17 protein-coding genes are annotated in these 21,264 nt (G+C 43.2%); 9 read left to right on the top strand and 8 right to left on the bottom strand.

Annotated features, from left to right (window positions below; genetic code table 11):
- Nucleotides 1-97: 97 nt before the first annotated feature.
- The 7 genes from F5613_RS02330 to F5613_RS02300 form a co-directional block, all read right to left on the bottom strand.
- A complete protein-coding gene (locus F5613_RS02330; protein WP_179398530.1) occupies nt 98-763 on the bottom strand; it encodes a DUF975 family protein in 666 nt (221 codons plus the stop codon).
- A 147-nt stretch (nt 764-910) separates the two neighbouring features.
- A complete protein-coding gene (locus F5613_RS02325; RefSeq protein WP_179398529.1) occupies nt 911-3,982 on the bottom strand; it encodes a T9SS type A sorting domain-containing protein in 3,072 nt (1,023 codons plus the stop codon).
- 134 nt (nt 3,983-4,116) lie between these two features.
- Entirely contained in the window at nt 4,117-4,890 is a 774-nt protein-coding gene (locus F5613_RS02320) for a prephenate dehydrogenase (protein ID WP_079684341.1), read from the bottom strand.
- Nucleotides 4,887-5,960 (bottom strand): bifunctional 3-deoxy-7-phosphoheptulonate synthase/chorismate mutase type II, encoded by a 1,074-nt coding sequence (locus F5613_RS02315; RefSeq protein ID WP_179398528.1) that lies wholly within the window; start codon nt 5,958-5,960, stop codon nt 4,887-4,889. The genes F5613_RS02320 and F5613_RS02315 overlap by 4 nt, the downstream gene beginning before the upstream one ends.
- A 17-nt stretch (nt 5,961-5,977) precedes the next feature.
- On the bottom strand, nt 5,978-7,162 hold the full coding sequence (locus F5613_RS02310; protein ID WP_179398527.1) for a pyridoxal phosphate-dependent aminotransferase: 1,185 nt from the start codon (nt 7,160-7,162) through the stop codon (nt 5,978-5,980).
- Nucleotides 7,137-7,979 (bottom strand): prephenate dehydratase, encoded by an 843-nt coding sequence (locus tag F5613_RS02305; protein WP_079684338.1) that lies wholly within the window; start codon nt 7,977-7,979, stop codon nt 7,137-7,139. Before F5613_RS02305 ends, F5613_RS02310 begins: the two co-directional genes overlap by 26 nt.
- 289 nt (nt 7,980-8,268) lie before the next feature.
- Nucleotides 8,269-9,195: a hydrogen peroxide-inducible genes activator gene (locus F5613_RS02300; protein ID WP_179398526.1), complete on the bottom strand. Its 927-nt coding sequence runs from the start codon at nt 9,193-9,195 to the stop codon at nt 8,269-8,271.
- Nucleotides 9,196-9,321: 126 nt separating this feature from the next.
- Here F5613_RS02300 and F5613_RS02295 point away from each other — a divergent pair, with 126 nt between their 5' ends.
- Nucleotides 9,322-9,804: a Dps family protein gene (locus F5613_RS02295; protein ID WP_179398525.1), complete on the top strand. Its 483-nt coding sequence runs from the start codon at nt 9,322-9,324 to the stop codon at nt 9,802-9,804.
- Between the two features lie 88 nt (nt 9,805-9,892).
- Here F5613_RS02295 and F5613_RS02290 read toward each other — a convergent pair whose 3' ends face one another.
- Complete coding sequence (locus F5613_RS02290) at nt 9,893-10,780, bottom strand: AraC family transcriptional regulator (RefSeq protein ID WP_179398524.1); 888 nt, start codon at nt 10,778-10,780, stop codon at nt 9,893-9,895.
- A 96-nt stretch (nt 10,781-10,876) separates the two neighbouring features.
- On the opposite strand from F5613_RS02290, the gene F5613_RS02285 reads away from it, so the two are divergent.
- The 8 genes from F5613_RS02285 (at nt 10,877) to F5613_RS02250 (ending at nt 21,257) form a co-directional block, all read left to right on the top strand.
- Nucleotides 10,877-12,352 (top strand): rhamnulokinase, encoded by a 1,476-nt coding sequence (locus F5613_RS02285; RefSeq protein WP_179398523.1) that lies wholly within the window; start codon nt 10,877-10,879, stop codon nt 12,350-12,352.
- A gap of 7 nt (nt 12,353-12,359) precedes the next feature.
- A complete protein-coding gene (locus F5613_RS02280; protein WP_179398522.1) occupies nt 12,360-13,616 on the top strand; it encodes an L-rhamnose isomerase in 1,257 nt (418 codons plus the stop codon).
- A 4-nt stretch (nt 13,617-13,620) separates the two neighbouring features.
- Entirely contained in the window at nt 13,621-14,643 is a 1,023-nt protein-coding gene (gene rhaT / locus F5613_RS02275; protein WP_179398521.1) for an L-rhamnose/proton symporter RhaT, read from the top strand.
- Between the two features lie 19 nt (nt 14,644-14,662).
- Entirely contained in the window at nt 14,663-15,472 is an 810-nt protein-coding gene (rhaD, locus tag F5613_RS02270) for a rhamnulose-1-phosphate aldolase (protein ID WP_179398939.1), read from the top strand.
- A gap of 58 nt (nt 15,473-15,530) precedes the next feature.
- On the top strand, nt 15,531-17,297 hold the full coding sequence (locus F5613_RS02265) for an alpha-L-rhamnosidase-related protein (protein ID WP_179398520.1): 1,767 nt from the start codon (nt 15,531-15,533) through the stop codon (nt 17,295-17,297).
- Between the two features lie 32 nt (nt 17,298-17,329).
- A complete protein-coding gene (locus tag F5613_RS02260; RefSeq protein WP_179398519.1) occupies nt 17,330-19,981 on the top strand; it encodes a family 78 glycoside hydrolase catalytic domain in 2,652 nt (883 codons plus the stop codon).
- 169 nt (nt 19,982-20,150) lie between these two features.
- The gene (locus F5613_RS02255) at nt 20,151-20,822 is read left to right on the top strand and encodes a hypothetical protein (RefSeq protein WP_179398518.1); all 672 of its coding nucleotides are present in this window, start codon (nt 20,151-20,153) and stop codon (nt 20,820-20,822) included.
- Between the two features lie 153 nt (nt 20,823-20,975).
- The gene (locus F5613_RS02250) at nt 20,976-21,257 is read left to right on the top strand and encodes a hypothetical protein (RefSeq protein ID WP_179398517.1); all 282 of its coding nucleotides are present in this window, start codon (nt 20,976-20,978) and stop codon (nt 21,255-21,257) included.
- The last annotated feature ends 7 nt before the right edge of the window (nt 21,258-21,264 follow it).

Here is a 21,264-nt window from a genome sequence, read left to right as displayed (position 1 = left end):
TTAGTATCACAAATTAAATGAAAGAATATTAGCTGTATTCATAAAAAAAGCTCCTGCCAACGTCGTAGCAGGAGCTTTTGGATAAATTAGAACTTATTTATTCTTCTATCTTAACTGCATCAAAAACATCGGCAGCCATTGGTGCTGATAATACTCTATAAGAAGCAGCATACATCATATATATCAATGGGTAGGCAACAAATATACCTACTACGAATAAGAGTATTCCTAAAATGGCTATTCCAAAGAAGGTAAGCCCCAGTAAGAAGAGTGGCCAGAAATTTCCTTTGGTAATCTCCCAGCTTCTTTTCAAGCTGCTAATTATTCCACCATTATCTTCCACAATTACAGCAGTGAAATACTGTAGCCGAACTGCTAAATATATACCAGGAAGAATTAAAAGGCAAAATCCGATACATACAATAATTGACATTATAATGCTGGCAATAAAATAGGTAAGTATTTTGCGGGCCTGTTGGCCATAAGCCGAAAACTGTGGTTCGTCTCCATCAAGGGCCTGAAATATATTTTTTAGGTAACCTAAATTGAAGATACATCCTATGAGAGCAAATACAATATTCATAAGAATAATGCCCAGGGTGTAACCAGACAGTCCCTGACTAGGATCAGGAGTGCTGAATATACTTAATGTAAACGTAATGATAGTCCACCCGATCAACAATCCTGCTAATACCCATATTTGGGCACGGGTCTGTTTCCAGGAAATTTTAAATAAGTCCGAAATTTTTAAAATAGGTTTCATAGCCAATAGATTTTTATCTTTTAAGACTGTAAATGTAAACTTTATTGTTTAATAATCAAATATTAACTATTCTTTTATAACGAAATATTCCGGTTTTCCTGATCAGGAAAACCGGAATATTCATTTTAGGGCAGTATTTACTCCATTTTATCGCTTGATAGCTTTAACAACGGTTATTTTGTTGTTTTGATAAAGTCGGATGATATAATATCCCGGCACTAAGCTTTCCGTATTAATAACCGTTCCAGGCTTTGCTAGGTTTCGGACTAATTTACCCTCGGCCGAGACGATTTCAATCCGATCTATAGTATGTCCATTATCTATATTGAGCTGGTTGTAGAAGGGAGAAGGGTACACTTTCGGATCACTGGCTTGAGGTGTTTCAACTCCTGTATATACAATAGTGATGGATTGGTTGGCTGGATCGCTTTCAATTGCATTATATAATGTATTTACACTATAATAATGACTTCCTTGTCCCACTAATAGATCCTTATAGCTGTTGCCTGTAAGTGCCGAACTGTTTAATCTGATATTGTTTCTATAAAGGTTATACCCTGTAATAACAGGAAAACTCAGAGGAGCATAGGCACGCACATCATATTCTGTAGCCAATGGAGTCGCTTCGGAAATTTTTAAGGTACGTAAATCTGTAGATGTTGCCAATTCTTTAACCAGATTTGCCTCATCCAGACTTTGGGTGATTACCCCCTCTTCCGAACTTACCAACGCCCTTACGATGAAGTTATAGTTATAATCGGCAGGAAGTTTTGTCCAGATGGTAGAATCAGTCGTAAAGATATTTCCCCTGTTATCAACAGCAGGTCCTTCATCGCTAGCTGCAGGATAATCTGCACCCTGATAATTGAATGCTTTAATTGTTACATATAATTGATTATTCCCGTCAATCACAAACGGAGTAGTAAGATAAACGGTTTGAAGCTTATTTACCTGTTCAGACGTAACACTACCGATATGCTGGTAATATTTGCGCGCTCCCTGAGCAATATAGATGGCATATACTGGTGTAATCCCGGTTGGAACATAACTTACAGCCTTTATTAGTTTCTTGTTTAACGGAGCAATATCGGTTTTACCCCAAGTCTGACCAAAAAAGAAGGGAGCAGCGTTATTTGCTTCAATTCCCCAGGCGTATTTAGTCGTTCCCCATTGGATAGTCTGCTCATATAAAGGAGCATTCCATGTTAAGTTAACGTCCTTAACTTCTTGCTGAGCAGTAAAGTCTACGGGCGATTTAAAACCAAAAACATACAATTTCTTACCAATTTCCTTTGATGAACTGCCATCATTGTATGTTGTAGTAATTGTATAGGTTTGGAATCCTTCGCCTGGATTGATGTCTGTATGATTGGTGCCTGTTTTGCTGGCTAATAAATTGCCGTTTCTGTAAATCTTGTATCCAGTTACATTAGAGGTGACAGATGGAGCTGTCCAGGAAATAGTAACGTTATAACCGGATTGTACAGCAGTTATACTTGATGGAGGCATATGCGTTATTATATCTACACTGTTTCCAACCGGAAACGATTCGAATCCTCCGGTATAGGTGGCAGTTACGCTGTAAAACACATTTCCCTGAGGTAAACTGTTGTCGGTATAGGTTAGCACAGAAGAGGATGTAGTGGCTAATACATTGTTATTCCTGTATATCTTATATCCAGTAAGTCCAGATGCAGACAAAGGTGCCGACCAGTTGATTGTTACAGTAGAGGCTACATTGTTATAATTAACGGACACATTTTCTGGACCAGCTTTAGGCGTAGACCGGTATCTGCCATTCAATGTATTAACATCTTGATTGTTTGGATTTAAGTAGATGTCCATCCGTGCAGTGTCGGCTGTGCTGAAGCCATTCCAGTGAACGGATAATTTACCATAAAGATTCAAACCGGTCAGATCCGTGCATGAAGAATTCCCTCCGGTCAATGTCCCCACAATCCTACTTTCTTGATTAAATAGCGGTGATCCGGAAGATCCACCTTCGGTAATGCCATGTCCATTGGCTGTTTGAGCAAAAACTACATTCCAGTGGGCGTTAGTCATTCCCTTTGTCGTGTCCGATCCATTCCATGTATAACCCGATGCAGGCTTGGTGAAGGTGGATATTTTCATTGCATCACCTGCAGGATGATGAATGCCAACACCCGACGTGGCAGCAGTTACGCCTTTATCCCAACCGTTGTAATACACATTATAATTGTCTGGGATCTCATTGTTAATCAATAACAGCATACCGTCGGATCCACCATCAATAGGGGTGGTTGCTTTTTTAGTACAACCTACCATTGATTTACGTATGAGGGTTGCACCGGATGCATTATTACATCCAGCCTCTTCGTAATGAAAATAAAAAATCCACTGGTTAAGATCCGATACGCTTGCCTCTTTGTCGTTGGGAATCAGGCAGTGATAAGCCGAAAGGATGTAAGGCTTAAAATCGACTGCCGTATTATTAACCAATGCTCCAGAGCAGATGTAAGTGGAAGAGCCATTTTTCATCACAAGCTGACAAACTCCATTTTTCTCATCTTGCCAGTCATTACCTTCAGAACAATTAATGTTGACGTTGCAGCTGCCAGAAGCCCCTTCTCCGGTAGCTCTCGGAGTAAGTACAACACTCAGGTGATTATATCCATATCCCACTTCTTCAATGCTGATACGGGCCTTTTCTCCCGAATCAGGAGCCAGGTATTCCAGAATAATATCGTCGCCAGCTACAAATTCGGTCGCAAACCTTCCCCCTTTGGGATGGGTTTCGTGTGTATAAGCACCTATAATTTGAGTATGATCTGCATTGTATATAAACAGCTTGCCTCCTTCAGGAATATAAAAATCATTGTAATAAAGATTTATAGCAATGGCGTCTTTTGCTTGTATCTTTAACTGCCATATTTGTTCACCTCCGGGTAATGAGATCCAATTCCCGGAATTTTCGATTGATAGTTGAACCGGAATGAGCGTAGCTACTTTCAAAGGAGCTCCTTGCGATACATTCCATGCATCCACTGTTTTAAGGTCTTCCACACTAAAGGTTACAGGTATATCCACGGCAGACGAACCGCTTTTAAGCAGATTGGTGTAACCAAAACTTGGCGGTAAGCCTCCTTCACTAATTTGCGCAGTTGCGGAAGAAGGGAACAGACAAATCAAACTTACGGCAAGAATGATATAAATGAGTGCAGAGCTTTTTTTGAACATGTGGAATTTTATTAAGTATGGATGCAAATCTAAGAAAAAAACTTACAATCAAAAGAAAACGTACGAGCTTTCAATCAGGTAATTATATAAAAAATGCCGGTCCTTTAGGCAACCGGCATTTTTCAGGTAAATATCTATTCAATATTTTTGCGGACTCTGGTCAGGAATTCTTTCATCGCTGCAGCATCTTTGCGATTTATAATATCGAGCAAGATAGTCAGCTGCTCCTGTATCCGTTCAATCTGGTTGGGGGTTCGCGGGTTAAATAAAATCTCAGTTAAGAGATAATCGTCTTCCGACAATAAGCCGTGAGCAATTTTCATATGCCGTTTGAACGTTGTACCCGGAGCATCCTGATGCTTCATGATAGATGCAAATACAAGAGTAGAAGCAAAGGGTATTCCCAGCGAATAGGCTACCACCTTGTCGTGTTCTTCAAAAGTGTATTCGCAGATGTTCAGCTTCAACATGGTATACAGATCCTTGAAAAAGACCTTTCCCAAGTGATCACTCTCGGCAATGATAATTGTATTTTCCTTGCTTAAATTTCCCAGATTTGCAAAAGTCGGTCCAAACATGGGGTGTGTAGATACATAAGGGAAACCACAGGTCTGGTAAAACTCCTGCAGACCAGTCTTCACCGAAGCAATATCTGAAATAATACAGTAAGGCTGCAGGTAAGGAAGCACCGCTTTAAAGGCATCAATGGTGTAATTTAATGAAACACAGTTGATAACCAGTTCCGGAGCAAACTCACGGATCTCTTCAGGCGAACTCATCCGTACCGCATTGTAAATAAAACGCATTCGTTTTGGGTCCTTTTCCAATACGGCCACATCATGGTCGAAACTAAGCAGGTCGGTGAAGAAAGATCCCATCTTTCCAGCACCCAATATTAGTATTTTCATGCTTGTTCGTTCATTATAATCATCTGTTGTCGAACAGATTCTTCGTGAATTTCAGTTAAAATCTCCTTTACAAATTCCGGACTCAGCTCCAATGTCTTACCCATAGCCGAACGTTTTTCCAGAATTTCACTGTATCGGGGAGACTGCAAAATAGGCATATTGTGTTCCTTTTTATAGACACCTATTTCTTTCGAAATACGCATCCGTTTTGCCAGAAGTTCAAGCAGTTGTTCATCAATCGTATCAATCTGACTACGTAAAGCTGCCAGGTTTTCGGTTGTCTGTGTTACGTCACGTATAACCAACAGGTTTATAACGTAATCAAGCACATCCGGGGTTACCTGCTGTGACGCATCGCTCCATGCACAATCCGGATTACAATGCGATTCAACAATCAAACCGTCAAAACTTAAGTCCATCGCCTGCTGACATAGCGGGGCGATCAGTTCCCTCTTCCCTCCGATATGGCTGGGATCACAAATGATTGGGAGATCCGGCATCCTGCGACGCAGTTCGATGGGGATGTGCCACAAAGGAAGGTTGCGGTAGATTTTCTTATCGTACGAGCTGAATCCACGGTGAATGGCTCCAATCTTACGTATACCGGCTCCGTAGATCCGTTCGATAGCTCCAATCCATAACTCTAAATCCGGATTTACAGGGTTTTTTATCAATACCGGAATATCCACTCCCTTCAGAGCGTCGGCAATTTCTTGAACTGCAAAAGGATTAACAGTAGTACGTGCGCCAATCCAAAGCATATCGATTCCTGCTTTCAGAGCCTCGAACACGTGCTGTTGGGTTGCAACCTCAGTTGCTACATACATCCCGGTTTCTTTTTTAACGCGTTTCAGCCAGGCCAGCCCTTCTACGCCAACCCCTTCGAAACCTCCGGGTTTAGTACGAGGCTTCCATATCCCTGCACGAAATATCTTTACTCCCTTGGATGCCAGTAATCTGGCAGTTTCCATTACCTGTTCTTCGGTTTCCGCACTACACGGCCCCGCAATTACCAACGGACGTTCATCGTTTACCCCCGGAAGCAAGATTGATTCTAGTTTCATTTCCATATATTTGTTTTTTTATATTATGCTTGTAATTTGTTGATTCTGTTTAAAGCCTCCTGCAACATCTCCTCTTTGCAGCAAAGCGAAATTCGGATGTGGCGATTCCCGCCGCTGCCAAAAATAAAGCCTGGGGTAATAAATACATTTGCTTCGTAAAGCACTTTATCTGCCATGGCCTCGCTCCCAAGGGAGTTTGTAGGAATCTTACCCCATAGAAACAGACCTACTTGCTTTTCGTCGTAGCTACAATTCAGTGCCTGCATTATCTTTCCTGCCAGATCACGGCGTTTGCGATAGGTTCGATTCATTGTGTCGTACCATTCTTTAGGAGCTTTCAACGCTTCAACTGCAGCCAGCTGCATCGGTTTGAACTGCCCCGAATCGATATTACTTTTTACTTTCAGAATCCAGTTTACAAATTGGGCATTACTTGCCAGCATCGCCATACGCCATCCCGGCATATTATGAGCCTTACTCATCGAATTCATCTCGATACAGATATCTTTTGCTCCCGGAATACTCAAAATACTCAACGGCGATTCATTCAATACAAAACTGTAAGGATTGTCGTTGCAGATAATAATATTGTGACGTTTGCCAAAATCAACGATTTTTTGATAAAGCTCTACTGTCGCATCAGCTCCGGTTGGCATGTTGGGGTAATTTATCCACATCAGCTTAACCCGGCTTAAATCCATTTTCTCCAGAGCATCGAAATCGGGATACCAGCCGTTTTCTTCCTTTAGTTCGTAAGGAACTATGGTTGCATCCACCAGATTACTGACCGACGTATAAGTAGGGTAACCCGGATTGGGAACCAGTACTCCGTCGCCCGGATTTAAAAAAGCCAGCGAGATATGGAGTATTCCCTCTTTGGACCCGATCAAAGGCTGAATTTCGGTCTGCGGATCCAATGTAACGTTAAACCATGTCTTATACCATGAAGCAAATCCTTTACGCAGCTCCGGAATGCCAACATATGGCTGATATCCGTGGGTGTCGGGTTTATGCGCTTCGTCGCACAATACATTAATCGCTTGCTGTGAAGGAGGAAGATCCGGACTTCCCACACCAAGATTAATTACGTTTTTACCTTCGGCATTCATTTGAGCCACCTCCTTCAGTTTTTTGGAGAAGTAGTATTCGCTTACACTATGAACCCGGTTTGCCGGTGTTATATTACACACTTTGTTTTCCTTCTGCATATTCTCCTAATATTCTAAAGTCTTTTGTTAATGGAATGATGGCATCTAATGCCTGTTTGTATCTTGTATAATCTGTAAAAGTAAGATCAATGTAGAAAAGATATTCCCATTCGCGCCCGATGATCGGCAAGGATTGTATTTTGGAAAGATTCATGTCGTAGAAAGAGAGGACTGAGAGAACTTTGGACAGACTGCCGGAAGTGTGAGGAAGAGCGAAAACGATGGACGATTTATTTTTTTGGACACCGCGTAGCAGATCATCCACATTCCACCTGTCGGCCAATACAAGGAAGCGGGTGAAATTTCGTTTATTTGTCTCGATTCCTTCGGCCAGTATCTCCATGTGGTAGATCTCTGCGGCCAGTTTTCCGCAAATGGCGGCGTGACCTGTCAGCTTGTTTTCCGAAATCCACCGGGCACTCATAGCCGTGTCTCCCTTTTCAACCACCTTTACATTGGGTAGTGTATCCAAAAAATCGGCACACTGCATCAAGGCGATCGGGTGTGAGTTTATCTCTACAATATCTTCCAGCTTACTTCCCGGCAAGGCAACCAGCGAATGGGAGATACGCAGTTTGTATTCTCCTACAATGCTCAGTCCGCCTTCACGGATCAGTTCATGGTTTTGAAGTAAACTTCCCGCGATGGTGTTTTCTATGGCCATAAGCCCAATGATATCCGGGTCATTTTTGATGGCCGAAATTACATCGCGGAAGGTTTTACATCCGATAATTTCGATCTCTTCACCTTCAAAGTAATTACGGGCGGCTATGTCATGATAGGATCCGTCTATTCCTTGTATTGCAACTTTCCTCATTTTCTACCTGTGTGTTAATAACAAAAAAAAGTCCCACCAAATCGGCAGGACTCTCTATGTTTTATTGATATATTTTTCTTTTCAATGCTTTACATATAAATTCCTGCCTTCACCTACTAAAGTAAAAGTAATAAAAGGAATATGTAAAGCTAAAACTATTCATCTGTTTCATTTCGTTTTTTATACGCCACAAAAGTAATACTTTTTTAGAATCTGCAAATAATTAATTACATTTTTTTGAGTCCCCTGCAAAAAAAAATCTGATTTCATTCCATAGTCCGTCTTTTCATTATACAATTCGCTGTATTGCCTGTAGTGTATGCATCTGTTTGGGTACATTATCCCGGATGCTTTCGATGATGATGGAAAGCAGCTTGCTACGGATAAAATCTGTACGGGTAGCCAGAATGATTTGTCGTGCCGGTTTCGGAATGGCAAAGGGGCGCACCAACTCTTTTTGTTCGGAGCTCAATTGATGTACAGCCAACTCCGGAATAAACGTAATTCCGTTGCCGCTCTCCACCATACGCATAAAAGTCTCCATACTTCCCAACCGATAGGCAGCCTGGTTTATTTTTACACTTTCCATCTGGCAGTACCGCATCAACTGATCGCGGAAGCAGTGCCCTTCATCCAACAACCATAGTTTTTCCTCGTTTATATCGGCAGTCCTTATCAAGTCATTTTTAAAGAGAGTTTCGTTTCTTGAAACATAACCAAAAAACTCCTCGTAATATAAAGTATCATATTGAAGCTGCTTGTCACCCGGGAGCGAAGCAATAATTGCTGCATCTATTTCTCCGTTGATAAGTGCATTGATGGATGGCTGTGTTTTCATCTCCAGAATCCGGATATCCATTTCGGGGTGACTACCTGTCAGCTTATGAAAAAAGCGGGGGAGCAGGTAAGGGGCGATGGTGGGCAATACGGCCAGACGAAATGTTCCTTTAAGTGATTGTTCAGCTTCATTTACGATGTCCTTGATGAGTGAAGTCTGATACAGGATTTTGCGAGCCTGTTCAATAACCTTCCTTCCGGTAGGCGTAACCTTTACAGGTTGCATACTTCTATCAAAAATCTTTACGCCAATCTCGTCTTCCAGTTTAAGAATCATCATGCTCAGGGTAGGTTGCGTTACATTGCAATGTTCGGCCGCTTTGGCAAAATGGCGGAAAGTATCTACCGCAAGAATGTATTCCAATTGTTGTATATTCATCTGTTGCTGCTTATAATAGATTTCATCTATGCAAAGATAGAAATTATCAGTTTGACAAGTGACATTTAAGCTAGTATCTTTGTAGTACAAAAAAGAAATAGTATTTAATTTAAATAATAAAAGAATATGAAAACATTAGATTTTATCAAATTAAACGCAGGTTCAGCAGAAAAAGTAGTTGGTTCATTGCAACAGTTGTTGGCGGATTATCAAGTGTTTTATGCAAACCTGAGAGGTTTTCACTGGAACATCAAAGGATCACAATTCTTTGTCTTGCACAAACAATTTGAGGAGATGTATGATGATGTAGCCGAAAAGGTGGATGAATTGGCAGAACGTATCCTTATGTTGGGAGGAGTACCCGTAAATAACTTCAGCCAATATCTGAAAGTCTCTAAGGTGAAAGAGGTAAGCGGCGTATCATCTGCTTCCGAATCACTGAAACATGTACTTGATACTTACAGCTACCTGATTGGTGAAGAACGCGCGTTGTTGTCGTTAGCTTCCGAATCTGGAGACGAGGTAACGGTTGCCTTGATGAGCGATTATCTCAAAGAACAGGAAAAACTTGTGTGGATGCTTGTAGCATACGCTTCAGAAAGTAAATAACATATCCCAAAACCAAAGCTGTGTTAGACGCCATGGAGAGCGAAAGTTCTCTGTGGCGTTACGTTTTTATACATATTGAAGAATAACGTCAATGGACTCTTTCCCGAAACTCAGAAGGAGTCACCCCCTCTTTTTTGCGGAAAAAGGTAGAGAACTGTCCCGGATTCTCAAAGTTCAGTACAAACGCAATCTCAGAGATACTTTTGCCCGAGGTGGTAAGCAGCTCCTTGGCACGCAATAGCTTTTGTTGTAGTTGATACTGGGCAGGCGAAGTGCCTGTATATTCCTTGAACATCCGCCGGAACCAAGAGTAACCCACCCCGATCTCGGCTGCAACCTGTTCCGGTGAGGGAGATTTCTCCACCATGTTTTTCATCAGGATACGTGCCTCGTTTATTTTTTCTACGGCGTAGGAGTCGGTAAAAGAGTTATTTCTTTCCTTATAATAAACACTTCCTAAAATATGAAGCACAATACTCGAAATCATGGGCTGATAACCCGCCTTCTCCTGACTGGCAAAGCGTAATATATCTTGATACAAGCCTACAATTGTGGCACTTATCCCTATCGAATGCAACGGCTCTTCTTTGGTGAAGAACCTTTTCTCCACCCGTTTATCTATATGAACTCCCCGGAATCCTACCCAGTACTCATCCCACCCAGTCTGCTTGTCGGGATAATAGCTGTGCCATTCGCCCGGAAAGAGCAAAATCATCGTACCGGCGGAAATCCGTTGTTTCCTGACCGACTGCGACGAAAAGTATCCATTACCCTTTATGATATAAACCAGCTGATATTCATTTAATATTCTGCCGGTCTGAGGTTTGAAATTGTACGACTCCGGATGGGCTGATTGAGGATACTGCCCCTCCGGTGGTATAAACTGATACCCTACGGTGGTCACCACAATTCCCCAGTCTTCATCCTGCGAATTGATAGATAAATATTTTAGCTGATCAGCCGAAGATTCTTTCATGTCAAAATTGAAAGGTTTAAGGTCACTTTCGAAAGCAAAAGTAATAACATAAGCTCTATTTTTGCACCATTACAACTAAAAAACTTTGTTCTTTTTATGAAGAAACACACCTTTTTAGCGATTGATCTGGGTGCAACCAGCGGACGAAGCGTATTGATCACCCTGTCTCATGGCAAAATTGAAATGCAGGAACTTACCCGCTTTCCTAACAATATGCTCGAACTGCATGGAAAATATTACTGGAACATCTATGCTCTCTATCAATATATAAAGGAAGCCCTTACCCTTTGTGCCGAAAGAAAATTCCCGCTCGAATCGATGGGTGTGGACACCTGGGGTGTGGATTTTGGATATATTGCACCAGACGGAACCTTGTTGGGATTACCAAGGGCATATCGTGATCCCTACACCGATGGCGTACCCGACGAATTTTTCAAAAAGATATCCCGGGATGAGGTATACCGGCTGACAGGTATTCAGGTTCTAAATTTCAACAGTCTTTATCAACTGTATGCCGCATCACGCGAACAGTTTGCTCCATTAAAAAGTGCCGCGCGGATCTTATTCATGCCGGACCTTATATCCTACCTGCTTACCGGTGTGGAGGTATGCGAATATACTGCTGCCTCTACCTCTCAAATACTTAATCCTGTAACCGGATGTTTTGAACCTTCATTGCTTGAGGCGGTAGGAATTCCGCCAACCTTGTTTGCGAATCCCGTATCCTCTGGCACCAAGGTGGGTTGTCTTACTCCGGCACTTGCTATGGAAGCCGGGTTGCCACAGCTGCCGGTAATTGCTGTTGCAGGTCATGATACGGCATCGGCTGTTGTAGCGGTGCCGGCTTCTAATCCAAACTTCGCCTATCTTAGTTCCGGTACCTGGTCGCTTATGGGGATTGAGACGGAACATCCGATAATAAATGATAAATCCTGCCTGTTTAATTTTACCAACGAAGGAGGTATCGAAGGTACCACCCGTTTCCTTAAAAACATCACCGGTATGTGGCTTGTAGAGCAATGCCGAAAAGAGTGGGAACATCAGGGGCATACCTATACCTATCCACAACTTGTGGAGATGGCTACGGATGCCCCCTCCTTTATTTCACTTGTAAACCCGGACGATTCCCGGTTTGCCAATCCGCGAAGTATGACACTTGCGATTGCAGATTATTGTCGTGATACCGGCCAGCCAATCCCCCAAAGTCATTCCCAATACCTGCGCTGTATCTTTGAAAGTCTGGCGTTGCGTTACCGGGAAGTGCTGGACATGTTGAGAGAGCTGGCTCCATTTCCCATCCTACAGCTACATGTAATAGGTGGCGGATCACAAAACCGACTGCTTAATCAGTTTACAGCCAACGCAACGGGCATACCTCTGATAGCCGGACCTGCCGAGGCGACGGCGATGGGTAACGGACTGGTGCAGGCAAAGGCCTGCGGACTGGTTGCCGATCGTTGGGAGATGCGCCGCATGGTGGCAGCCTCGGTAGACCTGACAGACTATACCCCCTGCGACACTGCTTTGTGGCAGGATGCGTATGAAAAATATCAACGTGTAATCTTAAAATAATACGTATATGACAAACGAGAATCATGTGCTTCAGTCATTTCAACTGGCAACCGAACGCTATGCATCATTGGGCGTGGATACAACCCAAGTGCTTGAAAAAATGAACAAAATATCCATGTCGCTGCACTGCTGGCAGGCCGACGATGTAACGGGATTCGAGAATCAGGGCGGTTCGCTTACCGGAGGTATACAGGTTACCGGAAACTATCCGGGCAAGGCTCGCACGATAGACGAACTTAGGTTGGATGTGCTCTGTGCCAAATCCTATATTCCGGGTACGCACCGACTAAACCTACATGAAATCTATGGCGATTTCGAAGGGAAGGTGGTAGACCGTAACGAGGTGGAACCTTCACACTTTCAAAGCTGGATGGAGTGGGGCAAGGAACATAATATGAAGCTGGACTTTAACAGTACCTCATTCTCTCACCCAAAAAGTGGCGATCTTACCTTGGCCAATCCCAACGATGATATCCGTAATTTCTGGATCGAACATACAAAACGCTGTCGTTGGATTAGTGAAGAAATGGGCAAATATCAGGCAGATCCATGTATGATGAACCTTTGGATTCACGACGGGAGCAAGGAGGTGCCTGCAAGTCGCATAAAGTACAGACGTATTCTGGAACAGTCGCTGGACGAAATATTTTCTACCGAATATGCAAACATGAAAGATTGTATCGAAGCCAAATTGTTTGGAATCGGATTAGAAAGCTATACAGTGGGATCTTATGATTTCTATCTGGGATACGGAGCAAAGAAGGGCAAGATAGTAACACTTGATACAGGTCACTTCCATCTTACGGAAAGTATTGCCGATAAGATTTCTTCTATGTTATTATTCACTCCTGAAATCATGTTGCATGTAAGCCGCCCCATTCGCTGGGACAGCGACCATGTAGTTATATTGAACGATGATCTTCAGGACTTGGCCCGCGAAATTATCCGCTGCGACGCATTGGACCGTGTACATATCGGACTGGATTATTTTGATGCAACTATCAACCGTATCGGTGCCTATGTAATTGGATGCCGTGCAACGCAGAAAGCTTTTATTCAGGCCTTGCTTGAACCTTCAGCATTATTGAATTCATACGAAGAAAACGGACAATATTTTGAACGTCTTGCACTACAGGAAGAGCTTAAAAGTATGCCCTGGCAGGCGGTCTGGGATTACTACTGCTTCCTTAATGATGTCCCTGTGGGAGAAAACTATATTTCCGAAATACATAGGTACGAACAAACAGTAACATCCAAACGTTAGAGGTATGAACGTCATAATCGGCTTGTTGATTATTGCCATCGGAAGTATGGGGCAATCCAGTTCATATGTGCCAATAAAGAAGGTAAAACAATGGAGTTGGGAAAGCTTCTGGCTGATACAGGGCATATTTGCCTGGCTAATCTTTCCTTATTTAGGAGCACAGCTGGCAGTTCCAGAAAGTTCAAGTCTGATTGAATTGTGGCAGGCAGGCGGTGCACTAAAGGCTTGCTTTTATGGAATGCTTTGGGGGATTGGAGGATTAACCTTTGGTTTAAGCATGCGTTACCTGGGAGTAGCTTTAGGACAATCCATAGCTCTGGGTACATGTGCTGGATTTGGAACATTACTACCTGCTGTTTTCGGCGGAACAGACCTGTTTTCAGGCGAGGGTTTGATTCTTTTACTTGGTGTTTGCATCACATTGGCCGGAATAGCAGTAATTGGCTATGCAGGTAGTTTGCGTGCGCAGCGAATGAGTGAAGAGGAGAAACTCGCTGCAGTAAAGGAGTTTGCTCTTACCAAAGGATTATTGGTTGCTTTACTGGCCGGAGTAATGAGCGCCTGCTTTAATTTAGGACTTGAAGCGGGAACACCTGTTCTGGAAAAAGCAAAGGAGTTGGGAGCCATCGAATTATTTGCCCTCAACCCGGTAATCATATTGGTTACTATGGGCGGATTTATTACAAATGCAGTTTATTGCCTTTTCCAGAATGTAAAAAATAATACGGGGTATGATTATTTTAAGGTATCGGGTCCGATCCTGTTAAATAATATTTTATTTTGTGCATTGGCCGGAATCCTATGGTACTCACAGTTCTTCGGATTGGGTATGGGTAAGAGTTTCTTTTCGGAACATCCGGTAATGCTGGCTTTTTCGTGGAGTATTTTGATGTCTTTAAACGTAATTTTCAGTAATGTGTGGGGAATTATTCTGAAAGAGTGGAAAGGAGCCGGAAACAAAACACTGGTAGTATTGTTTACTGGAATGCTTATTCTAATCTTTTCGCTGGTTTTTCCTAACTTGTAATGATGATATAATTTATTAAATATATATGATTCGAAACAATCAGGCCTTAATGGCCGAAATAGACCGGATATGTGAAGTTGCCGGCTATCTTTGGGAGAAGGGATGGGCAGAGCGAAACGGTGGAAATATCTCTGTCAATATAACCGAACTTCTTACCGAAGCAGAAAAGAATTTACCGGCTTTGGCTCCGGCAACCCAATTGCAGGAAGTAATGGGAGAGTTGGGCGGACATATTTTTTATGTGACAGGAACAGGTAAGAGAATGCGCTACATTTCTCTTAAGCCCTTCGAAAACGGATCAATTATTCGTATCACACCCGATGGCAGTGCTTACGAAATAATTGCAGAACAACCTATTTCTCCTACTTCAGAGTTGCCTTCGCACTTGTTAATGCATAATTTTCTGCTATCCAAAGGGCGTAATAATAAAGTGGTTTTACATACGCATCCTACCAATCTGATTGCCCTGTCTCATAGTCCCCGCTGGCTTAATTCGGCCTATATAACCCATACGCTTTGGTCTATGATACCCGAAAGCCGGGTAATCGTACCAAGAGGTATCGGAATTGTACCTTACGAATTGCCAGGCTCCATGAAACTGGCATATGCAACTATCAAACAACTGGAGAAACACGACGTGGTTCTTTGGGAAAAACATGGATTGCTGGCAGTGGGAGAAGATATCATCGAATGTTTCGATGCTATAGACACCATGGCCAAATCGGCACAGATTTACCTTGACGCCCGCACTGCAGGCTTCGAACCGGTGGGGATGACAGACAAACAGCTGGATGAATTGGCGGTAGCCTTTAATCTGCCGTTAGAGTAGTCCAAATAATCATACCGAACGATGCAATCTTAAATTTAATGTTGAAAGTGTAATTGGAATGAATTTCAAAAAGATACTGATATATAATTTTTTGTTGGCAGCTACGATGCAGCTTCACGGTCAGTCGGCTCTGCCTCCGGCATGGAACGGCATACATTCGGAGCAGCTTCAGCGAGATCAGCGCACAAGAGTATACCCACCTCCAACACGTATTGTATGGAAAGAGGAGGGGGGAGGCGCTTCCATTCAGGGAGAGGCTAACCTGCTTCGTCCGGGAAACGGACAGACCGACCTTGCCAATACATCGATCTGTGTAATGAAAAGTTCGGTAAACGGACATCCTTCACTTTTACTTGATTTCGGCAAAGAGCTGCAAGGCGGCTTGCAGTTGGTAACCGGCATGCCCGGGTCACAAAAACCGGTCAACATCCGTATCCGCTTTGGCGAATCGGTGAGCGAAGCCATGAGTACTACAGGTATACGTGGGGCTACCAACGATCATGCTATGCGCGATTTTACCTTATCTTTGCCCTGGTTGGGAGTAGCTGAAGTGGGAAATACCGGATTCCGGTTTGTACGTATAGATCTGCTGGATCCGGCAAGTGAATTACAACTTAAAGAGGTGCGGGCAATTTTTACCGCCCGGGATATACCTTACAAAGGCAGTTTTAGCTGTAACGACGAGCAACTCAATAAAATATGGCTTACCGGTGCCTATACGGTGCACCTCAACATGCAGGAATATCTGTGGGACGGTATTAAGCGCGACCGCCTGGTGTGGGTGGGCGATATGCATCCGGAGGTGATGACTATCAACACGGTTTTTGGGTACAACGAAGTAGTGCCTAAAAGTCTGGACCTGATACGTGATATTACTCCGCTCCCCCAATGGATGAACGGGATAAGTTCGTATTCCATCTGGTGGCTGCTGATACATCGCGACTGGTATTTGTACCAGGGGGATTTAGGTTACCTGATGCAGCAGAAAACCTATATGGAAGGGTTACTTAAGTATCTGCTGACTAAAGTGGATGCCAATGGAAGGGAGAAGCTAGACGGCAACAGGTTTCTTGACTGGCCATCCAGCGAAAACCAGCCTGGAGTGGATGCAGGCCTGCAGGCATTACTTACCATGGCGATGGATGCCGGAAGCGAACTGTGCCATTTACTTAAAAATGATTCATTGGCTGCACAGTGTGCTGAGGCAGCCGGCCGTATGAAAAAACAGGTGCCGGATGCAAATCATTCTAAACAGGCAGCGGCCTTGATGGCGTTGGCTGGACTGATGGATCCGGTAACTGCAGACAAAGAGGTGATTAGTGTAGGTGGGGCAAAAAACTTTTCCACTTTTTATGGATACTATATGCTGCAAGCCATGGGCAAGGCTCAAAATGTGCAGGGCGGTCTGGATATAATCCGTACCTACTGGGGGGCAATGCTTGATTTGGGAGCTACTACATTTTGGGAAGATTTCAATATGGAATGGTTGCCCAATGCCGCACCCATCGATAACCTGGTGCCCGAAGGGAAAAAAGATATTCATGGCGATTATGGCGATTACTGTTACAAAGGTTTCAGACATAGTCTTTGTCACGGCTGGGCATCGGGCCCTACCTCCTGGCTAACTCAACATGTGCTGGGATTTAAGGTCCTTGAACCCGGATGCAAAGTGGTTAAAATCGAACCATCTCTGGGCGATCTGCTTTGGGCGGAAGGTACTTTGCCAACACCTCAGGGATCCATATTTGTCAGACACGAGAAATTGTCCGATGGATCTGTCAAGACTACAGTCAAGGCGCCCAAAGGCATTCGTATAATTAAATAAAACGTTGTGTATACTATAAATTAAAGAGAGAAATGAAGAAAAAAAACTGTATCAAGGGTTTTATCGTATGGCTGTTGGCTGCAGGCATGTTCTGCAGCTGTCAGACCATAAACAAAGAGGTAGTCCCCGGCGAACTACGAACCGAGTACCTGTCAGGACCCATCGGTCTGGATACCCCGTCGCCCCGCTTTACCTGGAACTTCAGCCCCTCCCAGAAAGAATTCAGCCAATCGTATTATCAAATCCATGTTGCCACTTCGGCCGGATTGTTGGAAGAGGGAAAAGTCGATGTGTGGAATTCTGACAAACAGGAAGGTACGCTGCCTTTTGCCCGATATACTGGAACAACTCCTCTCGAGTCCCATCGAATGTACTACTGGAACGTTACGGTTTGGGATGCAAGCGGTAAGAAAACAAGCACTTCCCAAACGGCCACATTCGAGATGGCAAAGATCAACCCATCCGATTGGCAGGCCAAATGGATAACCGACAAACAGGATAAGGAATTTGAACCCGCTCCTCTGTTTCGTAAAACCTTTTCGGCAAAAAAGCCAATTGCTTCTGCCCGTGCCTATGTAAGTGCTGCCGGCTATGCAGAACTTTTTATAAACGGAAAGCGTGTGGGCGAGAACTTCCTTGATCCGGGATATACCCATTTCGACAAACGTCTTCTTTTCGTAACGCACGACATCACTCCGTTGCTCACGCTGGGTGAAAACGCCGTGGGAGCCGTATTGGGCAACGGATGGTACAACATCCAGAGCAAGGCTGTATGGGATTTCGAAAAAGCATGCTGGCGTGATCGTCCCCGGTTCCTTTGCGAACTTCGGATTACGTATGCCGACGGAAGCACGGAGGTAGTAGCTACAGACGATAGCTGGCGCACATCTACCGGCCCTTATACCTACAATAACCTTTACAGTGGAGATATGTATGACGCCCGTCTTGAACAAGAGGGATGGAATACCCCCACATTCAGCGATGCTTCGTGGACGGATGCCGTAATCACTTCGCAACCGGCTCCGTTATTGGTTGCCCAGACTATGCCGGGTATCCGTATCACCGAAGAGGTGAAAGCCTCTGCCTTCAAGACTTTCAGCAACAAACTGTATGTCTACTCATTCCCGAAGAATATGGCAGGTGTTACCCGTTTAAAGGTAAAAGGTAAACCCGGCACCCGGATTACCGTAAAGCATGGAGAGCTGCTAAAGAAAGACGGACGGTTGGAACAGGGTAATATCAACGTTTACTATCATCCCGAAAAGGCGAAAGAGGTTTTCCAGATGGATGTATACACGTTGAAAGGTACAGGCGAAGAGGAAGTTTTTATGCCACACTTTTGTTATCACGGTTTTCAGTATGCCGAAGTGGAAAGCTCCGAACCGGTGGAGTTGACCGACCAAAGTCTGACTGCCCTGTTCATGCATACTTCGTTGGATCAGGTTGGCGAGTTCAGTTCTTCCAACGAACTGCTTAATAAAATATGGACTGCCACAAATCAGGCCTACCGAAGTAATATTCACAGCATTCCGACCGACTGCCCTCAGCGCGAAAAGAATGGCTGGACTGCCGATGCTCATGTTGCAATAGACCTGGCTTTACTTAACTTCGATGGAATTACTTTGTACGAAAAATGGATGAACGACTTTATCGACAATCAGCGAGATTCCATTGGCGACATTTCAGGAATCATACCTTCCAGCAGCTGGGGATACGGCGAATGGATCGGACCGGTTTGGGATGCAGCACTCTTTATCATACCCAATGCCCTTTGTAATTATTATGGCGATACCCGTTCCATCGAAAAACTGTATCCAACTATGGAACGTTATCTTAAGTATTTAAGTACACGCGAAAAGGATGGTTATTTGGCCTATGGCCTGGGAGACTGGGTATTTTACAAAACGCAGACTCCCAACGAGTATACTTCTACGGCTTATTATTATCTTGATTATACATTAATGACCCGCTTTGCCAGCCTGTTGGGAAAAGACGCAACCCATTTCCAGCAGAAGGCAGACCAGTTGAAAACGCTGATCAATACGAAGTATTTCAATGCTGAAACCGGTGTATATGCCAACGGATCGCAGACAGCCCAGGCGTTGGCGCTGTATTTAGGTCTGGTGCCCGAAGGTAAAGAACAGCTTGTAGCCGATAAACTGTTGGATGCCGTAAAGGCAACCGATCATTTCCTCGACTTCGGACTTCTCGGCAGCAAGACCGTTCCTGCCATGCTTACACGTTATGGTTATGTGGAAGATGCCTATCGTATGATAACTAAAACCGAGGCACCTTCGTGGGGGTATTTTGTACAGACTATGGGATACACCACCTTGCCTGAAACCTGGACCATGAGTCCGGAGTTTCGTGATGCATCTTTAAACCATGTATTTATGGGTGATGTTAGCGCATGGATGTATAATTGTCTGACTGGTATAAACTACGATGCCGATCAGCCCGGATTTGCACATGTGGTGATTCGTCCTTACTTTGTAAAGGACCTTCAATGGGTAAAAGGTTCATACAAATCTGTAAAGGGGCTTATCCGTAGTGAGTGGAAAAGAGAAGACGGAAACGTAAAGCTGACTGTGGAAATCCCCGCCGGAACAACGGCTACCGTGTACGCAGATAAGGAGTATCGCATTGGCTCGGGTATCCACTCCTTTGTAATAAAGAAGAACTAAGTTTATCCGATAGATTTCTAAATATCCATAGAGTAGACCCTCGGTTGTTTACTCTATGGATATTTAATTTTGATTAATTTATTAAATATCTTGTGTTATTAATAAATTAATTGATATATTTGGAGCAAATAGTATTAGTTAACTTGCTCCCACCTTTAATCTCAATGTGATGAAAAATAACAGATTATCTAAAATATATCAGCTATTTTGTTCTATACAATGGATAATTATTCTACTAATCCTGCTTTTTTTTCCTGCATGCAGTCATGGAGATATATCACATAAAGACTTGAATCATCTGTTTATTCTTCTTTTAGTTCTTTTCATCGCCTGTATATTTATATTGTTAATTCAAGGAAATAAAAGACTACAACAGATGTCTTCTATCAAGCAAGAACTTGATTCCAAATCAAAAGAACTTATTCAAGCGCGTGCAGAATTATTGGAAAAGGAGAATGTTCGTATTATAAATCTTTCTAATGAAGATGATTTGCGTAAGATGAGCTTTTTTCAAACTGAAATCTATTTGAAAATTAAAGATATAAGTAACGACGAAGAGGGAAAAAAGATGACCCGGGAAGACTGGATCGCATTGGAAAAGGAACTGAATAATATATACGACAACTTTGCAGTACGCTTAAAAAGTTGTTGTGAACAAATTTCCGAAACAGAACTCCACGTCTGTTACCTTCTTAAAGCAGGCTTTTCAGTAACTTCCATCTCAAAAATTATAGGTAGAACCAAATCGGCTGTCTCCATGTGCAGAAGAAGGTTACTTGAAAAAATAAACGGATGCGATTGCCCCGCAGCAGATTTAGATGACTTTATATCAACTATTTAGTGTGAAAAGTCATTTGTGAACAAAAAGTGAACAACTATTTCGTTATAGATTGGAGCCTATTGATTAGTTTTGACAAATACAATTTATTATTAATGCGAATCAGCAAGTGATTTCAACTACTGATTCGCATTAATAATTAAAACCAGAAATCCTATGGATATTGTACAGTCTTCCGATGTGTTGCCACCGGGATTGGTTAGTTACAAACCGGAGGGGTATTGTGTGCGTAAAGAGTTTTATGTACCCGCTTATGATGATCCGAAAATCAAAGGAAGTTCTACTCCCGATTTAAGGACAACAATTTATTGGAACCCGGTTGTTAAAACCGACAGCGAAGGTAAAGCTACGGTTGAGTTTTATTCTGCTGATGCGGTTACCTCTTACTCCTACATAATGGAGGGAATGGGTGAGAACCGAATTGGATATGCGCGGTGAGGTTTAT

The organism is Macellibacteroides fermentans, assembly GCF_013409575.1.
In the GTDB taxonomy this organism is placed as follows: domain Bacteria; phylum Bacteroidota; class Bacteroidia; order Bacteroidales; family Tannerellaceae; genus Macellibacteroides; species Macellibacteroides fermentans.
Note: the sequence above shows the minus strand (reverse complement) of the source record. Positions and strands in the feature narration are given on the sequence as shown.

What these genes read in the sequence shown, in the direction of transcription:
- F5613_RS02285 (WP_179398523.1), top strand. Translation starts at nt 10,877, where the DNA reads ATGAAGAAACACACCTTTTTAGCGATTGATCTGGGTGCAACCAGCGGA.
- F5613_RS02315 (WP_179398528.1), bottom strand. Translation starts at nt 5,960, where the DNA reads ATGGAAATGAAACTAGAATCAATCTTGCTTCCGGGGGTAAACGATGAA.
- rhaT (WP_179398521.1), top strand. Translation starts at nt 13,621, where the DNA reads ATGAACGTCATAATCGGCTTGTTGATTATTGCCATCGGAAGTATGGGG.
- F5613_RS02310 (WP_179398527.1), bottom strand. Translation starts at nt 7,162, where the DNA reads ATGCAGAAGGAAAACAAAGTGTGTAATATAACACCGGCAAACCGGGTT.
- F5613_RS02300 (WP_179398526.1), bottom strand. Translation starts at nt 9,195, where the DNA reads ATGAATATACAACAATTGGAATACATTCTTGCGGTAGATACTTTCCGC.
- F5613_RS02260 (WP_179398519.1), top strand. Translation starts at nt 17,330, where the DNA reads ATGAAGAAAAAAAACTGTATCAAGGGTTTTATCGTATGGCTGTTGGCT.
- F5613_RS02320 (WP_079684341.1), bottom strand. Translation starts at nt 4,890, where the DNA reads ATGAAAATACTAATATTGGGTGCTGGAAAGATGGGATCTTTCTTCACC.
- F5613_RS02325 (WP_179398529.1), bottom strand. Translation starts at nt 3,982, where the DNA reads ATGTTCAAAAAAAGCTCTGCACTCATTTATATCATTCTTGCCGTAAGT.
- F5613_RS02290 (WP_179398524.1), bottom strand. Translation starts at nt 10,780, where the DNA reads ATGAAAGAATCTTCGGCTGATCAGCTAAAATATTTATCTATCAATTCG.
- F5613_RS02255 (WP_179398518.1), top strand. Translation starts at nt 20,151, where the DNA reads ATGAAAAATAACAGATTATCTAAAATATATCAGCTATTTTGTTCTATA.
- F5613_RS02280 (WP_179398522.1), top strand. Translation starts at nt 12,360, where the DNA reads ATGACAAACGAGAATCATGTGCTTCAGTCATTTCAACTGGCAACCGAA.
- F5613_RS02265 (WP_179398520.1), top strand. Translation starts at nt 15,531, where the DNA reads ATGAATTTCAAAAAGATACTGATATATAATTTTTTGTTGGCAGCTACG.
- F5613_RS02250 (WP_179398517.1), top strand. Translation starts at nt 20,976, where the DNA reads ATGGATATTGTACAGTCTTCCGATGTGTTGCCACCGGGATTGGTTAGT.
- F5613_RS02305 (WP_079684338.1), bottom strand. Translation starts at nt 7,979, where the DNA reads ATGAGGAAAGTTGCAATACAAGGAATAGACGGATCCTATCATGACATA.
- F5613_RS02295 (WP_179398525.1), top strand. Translation starts at nt 9,322, where the DNA reads ATGAAAACATTAGATTTTATCAAATTAAACGCAGGTTCAGCAGAAAAA.
- F5613_RS02330 (WP_179398530.1), bottom strand. Translation starts at nt 763, where the DNA reads ATGAAACCTATTTTAAAAATTTCGGACTTATTTAAAATTTCCTGGAAA.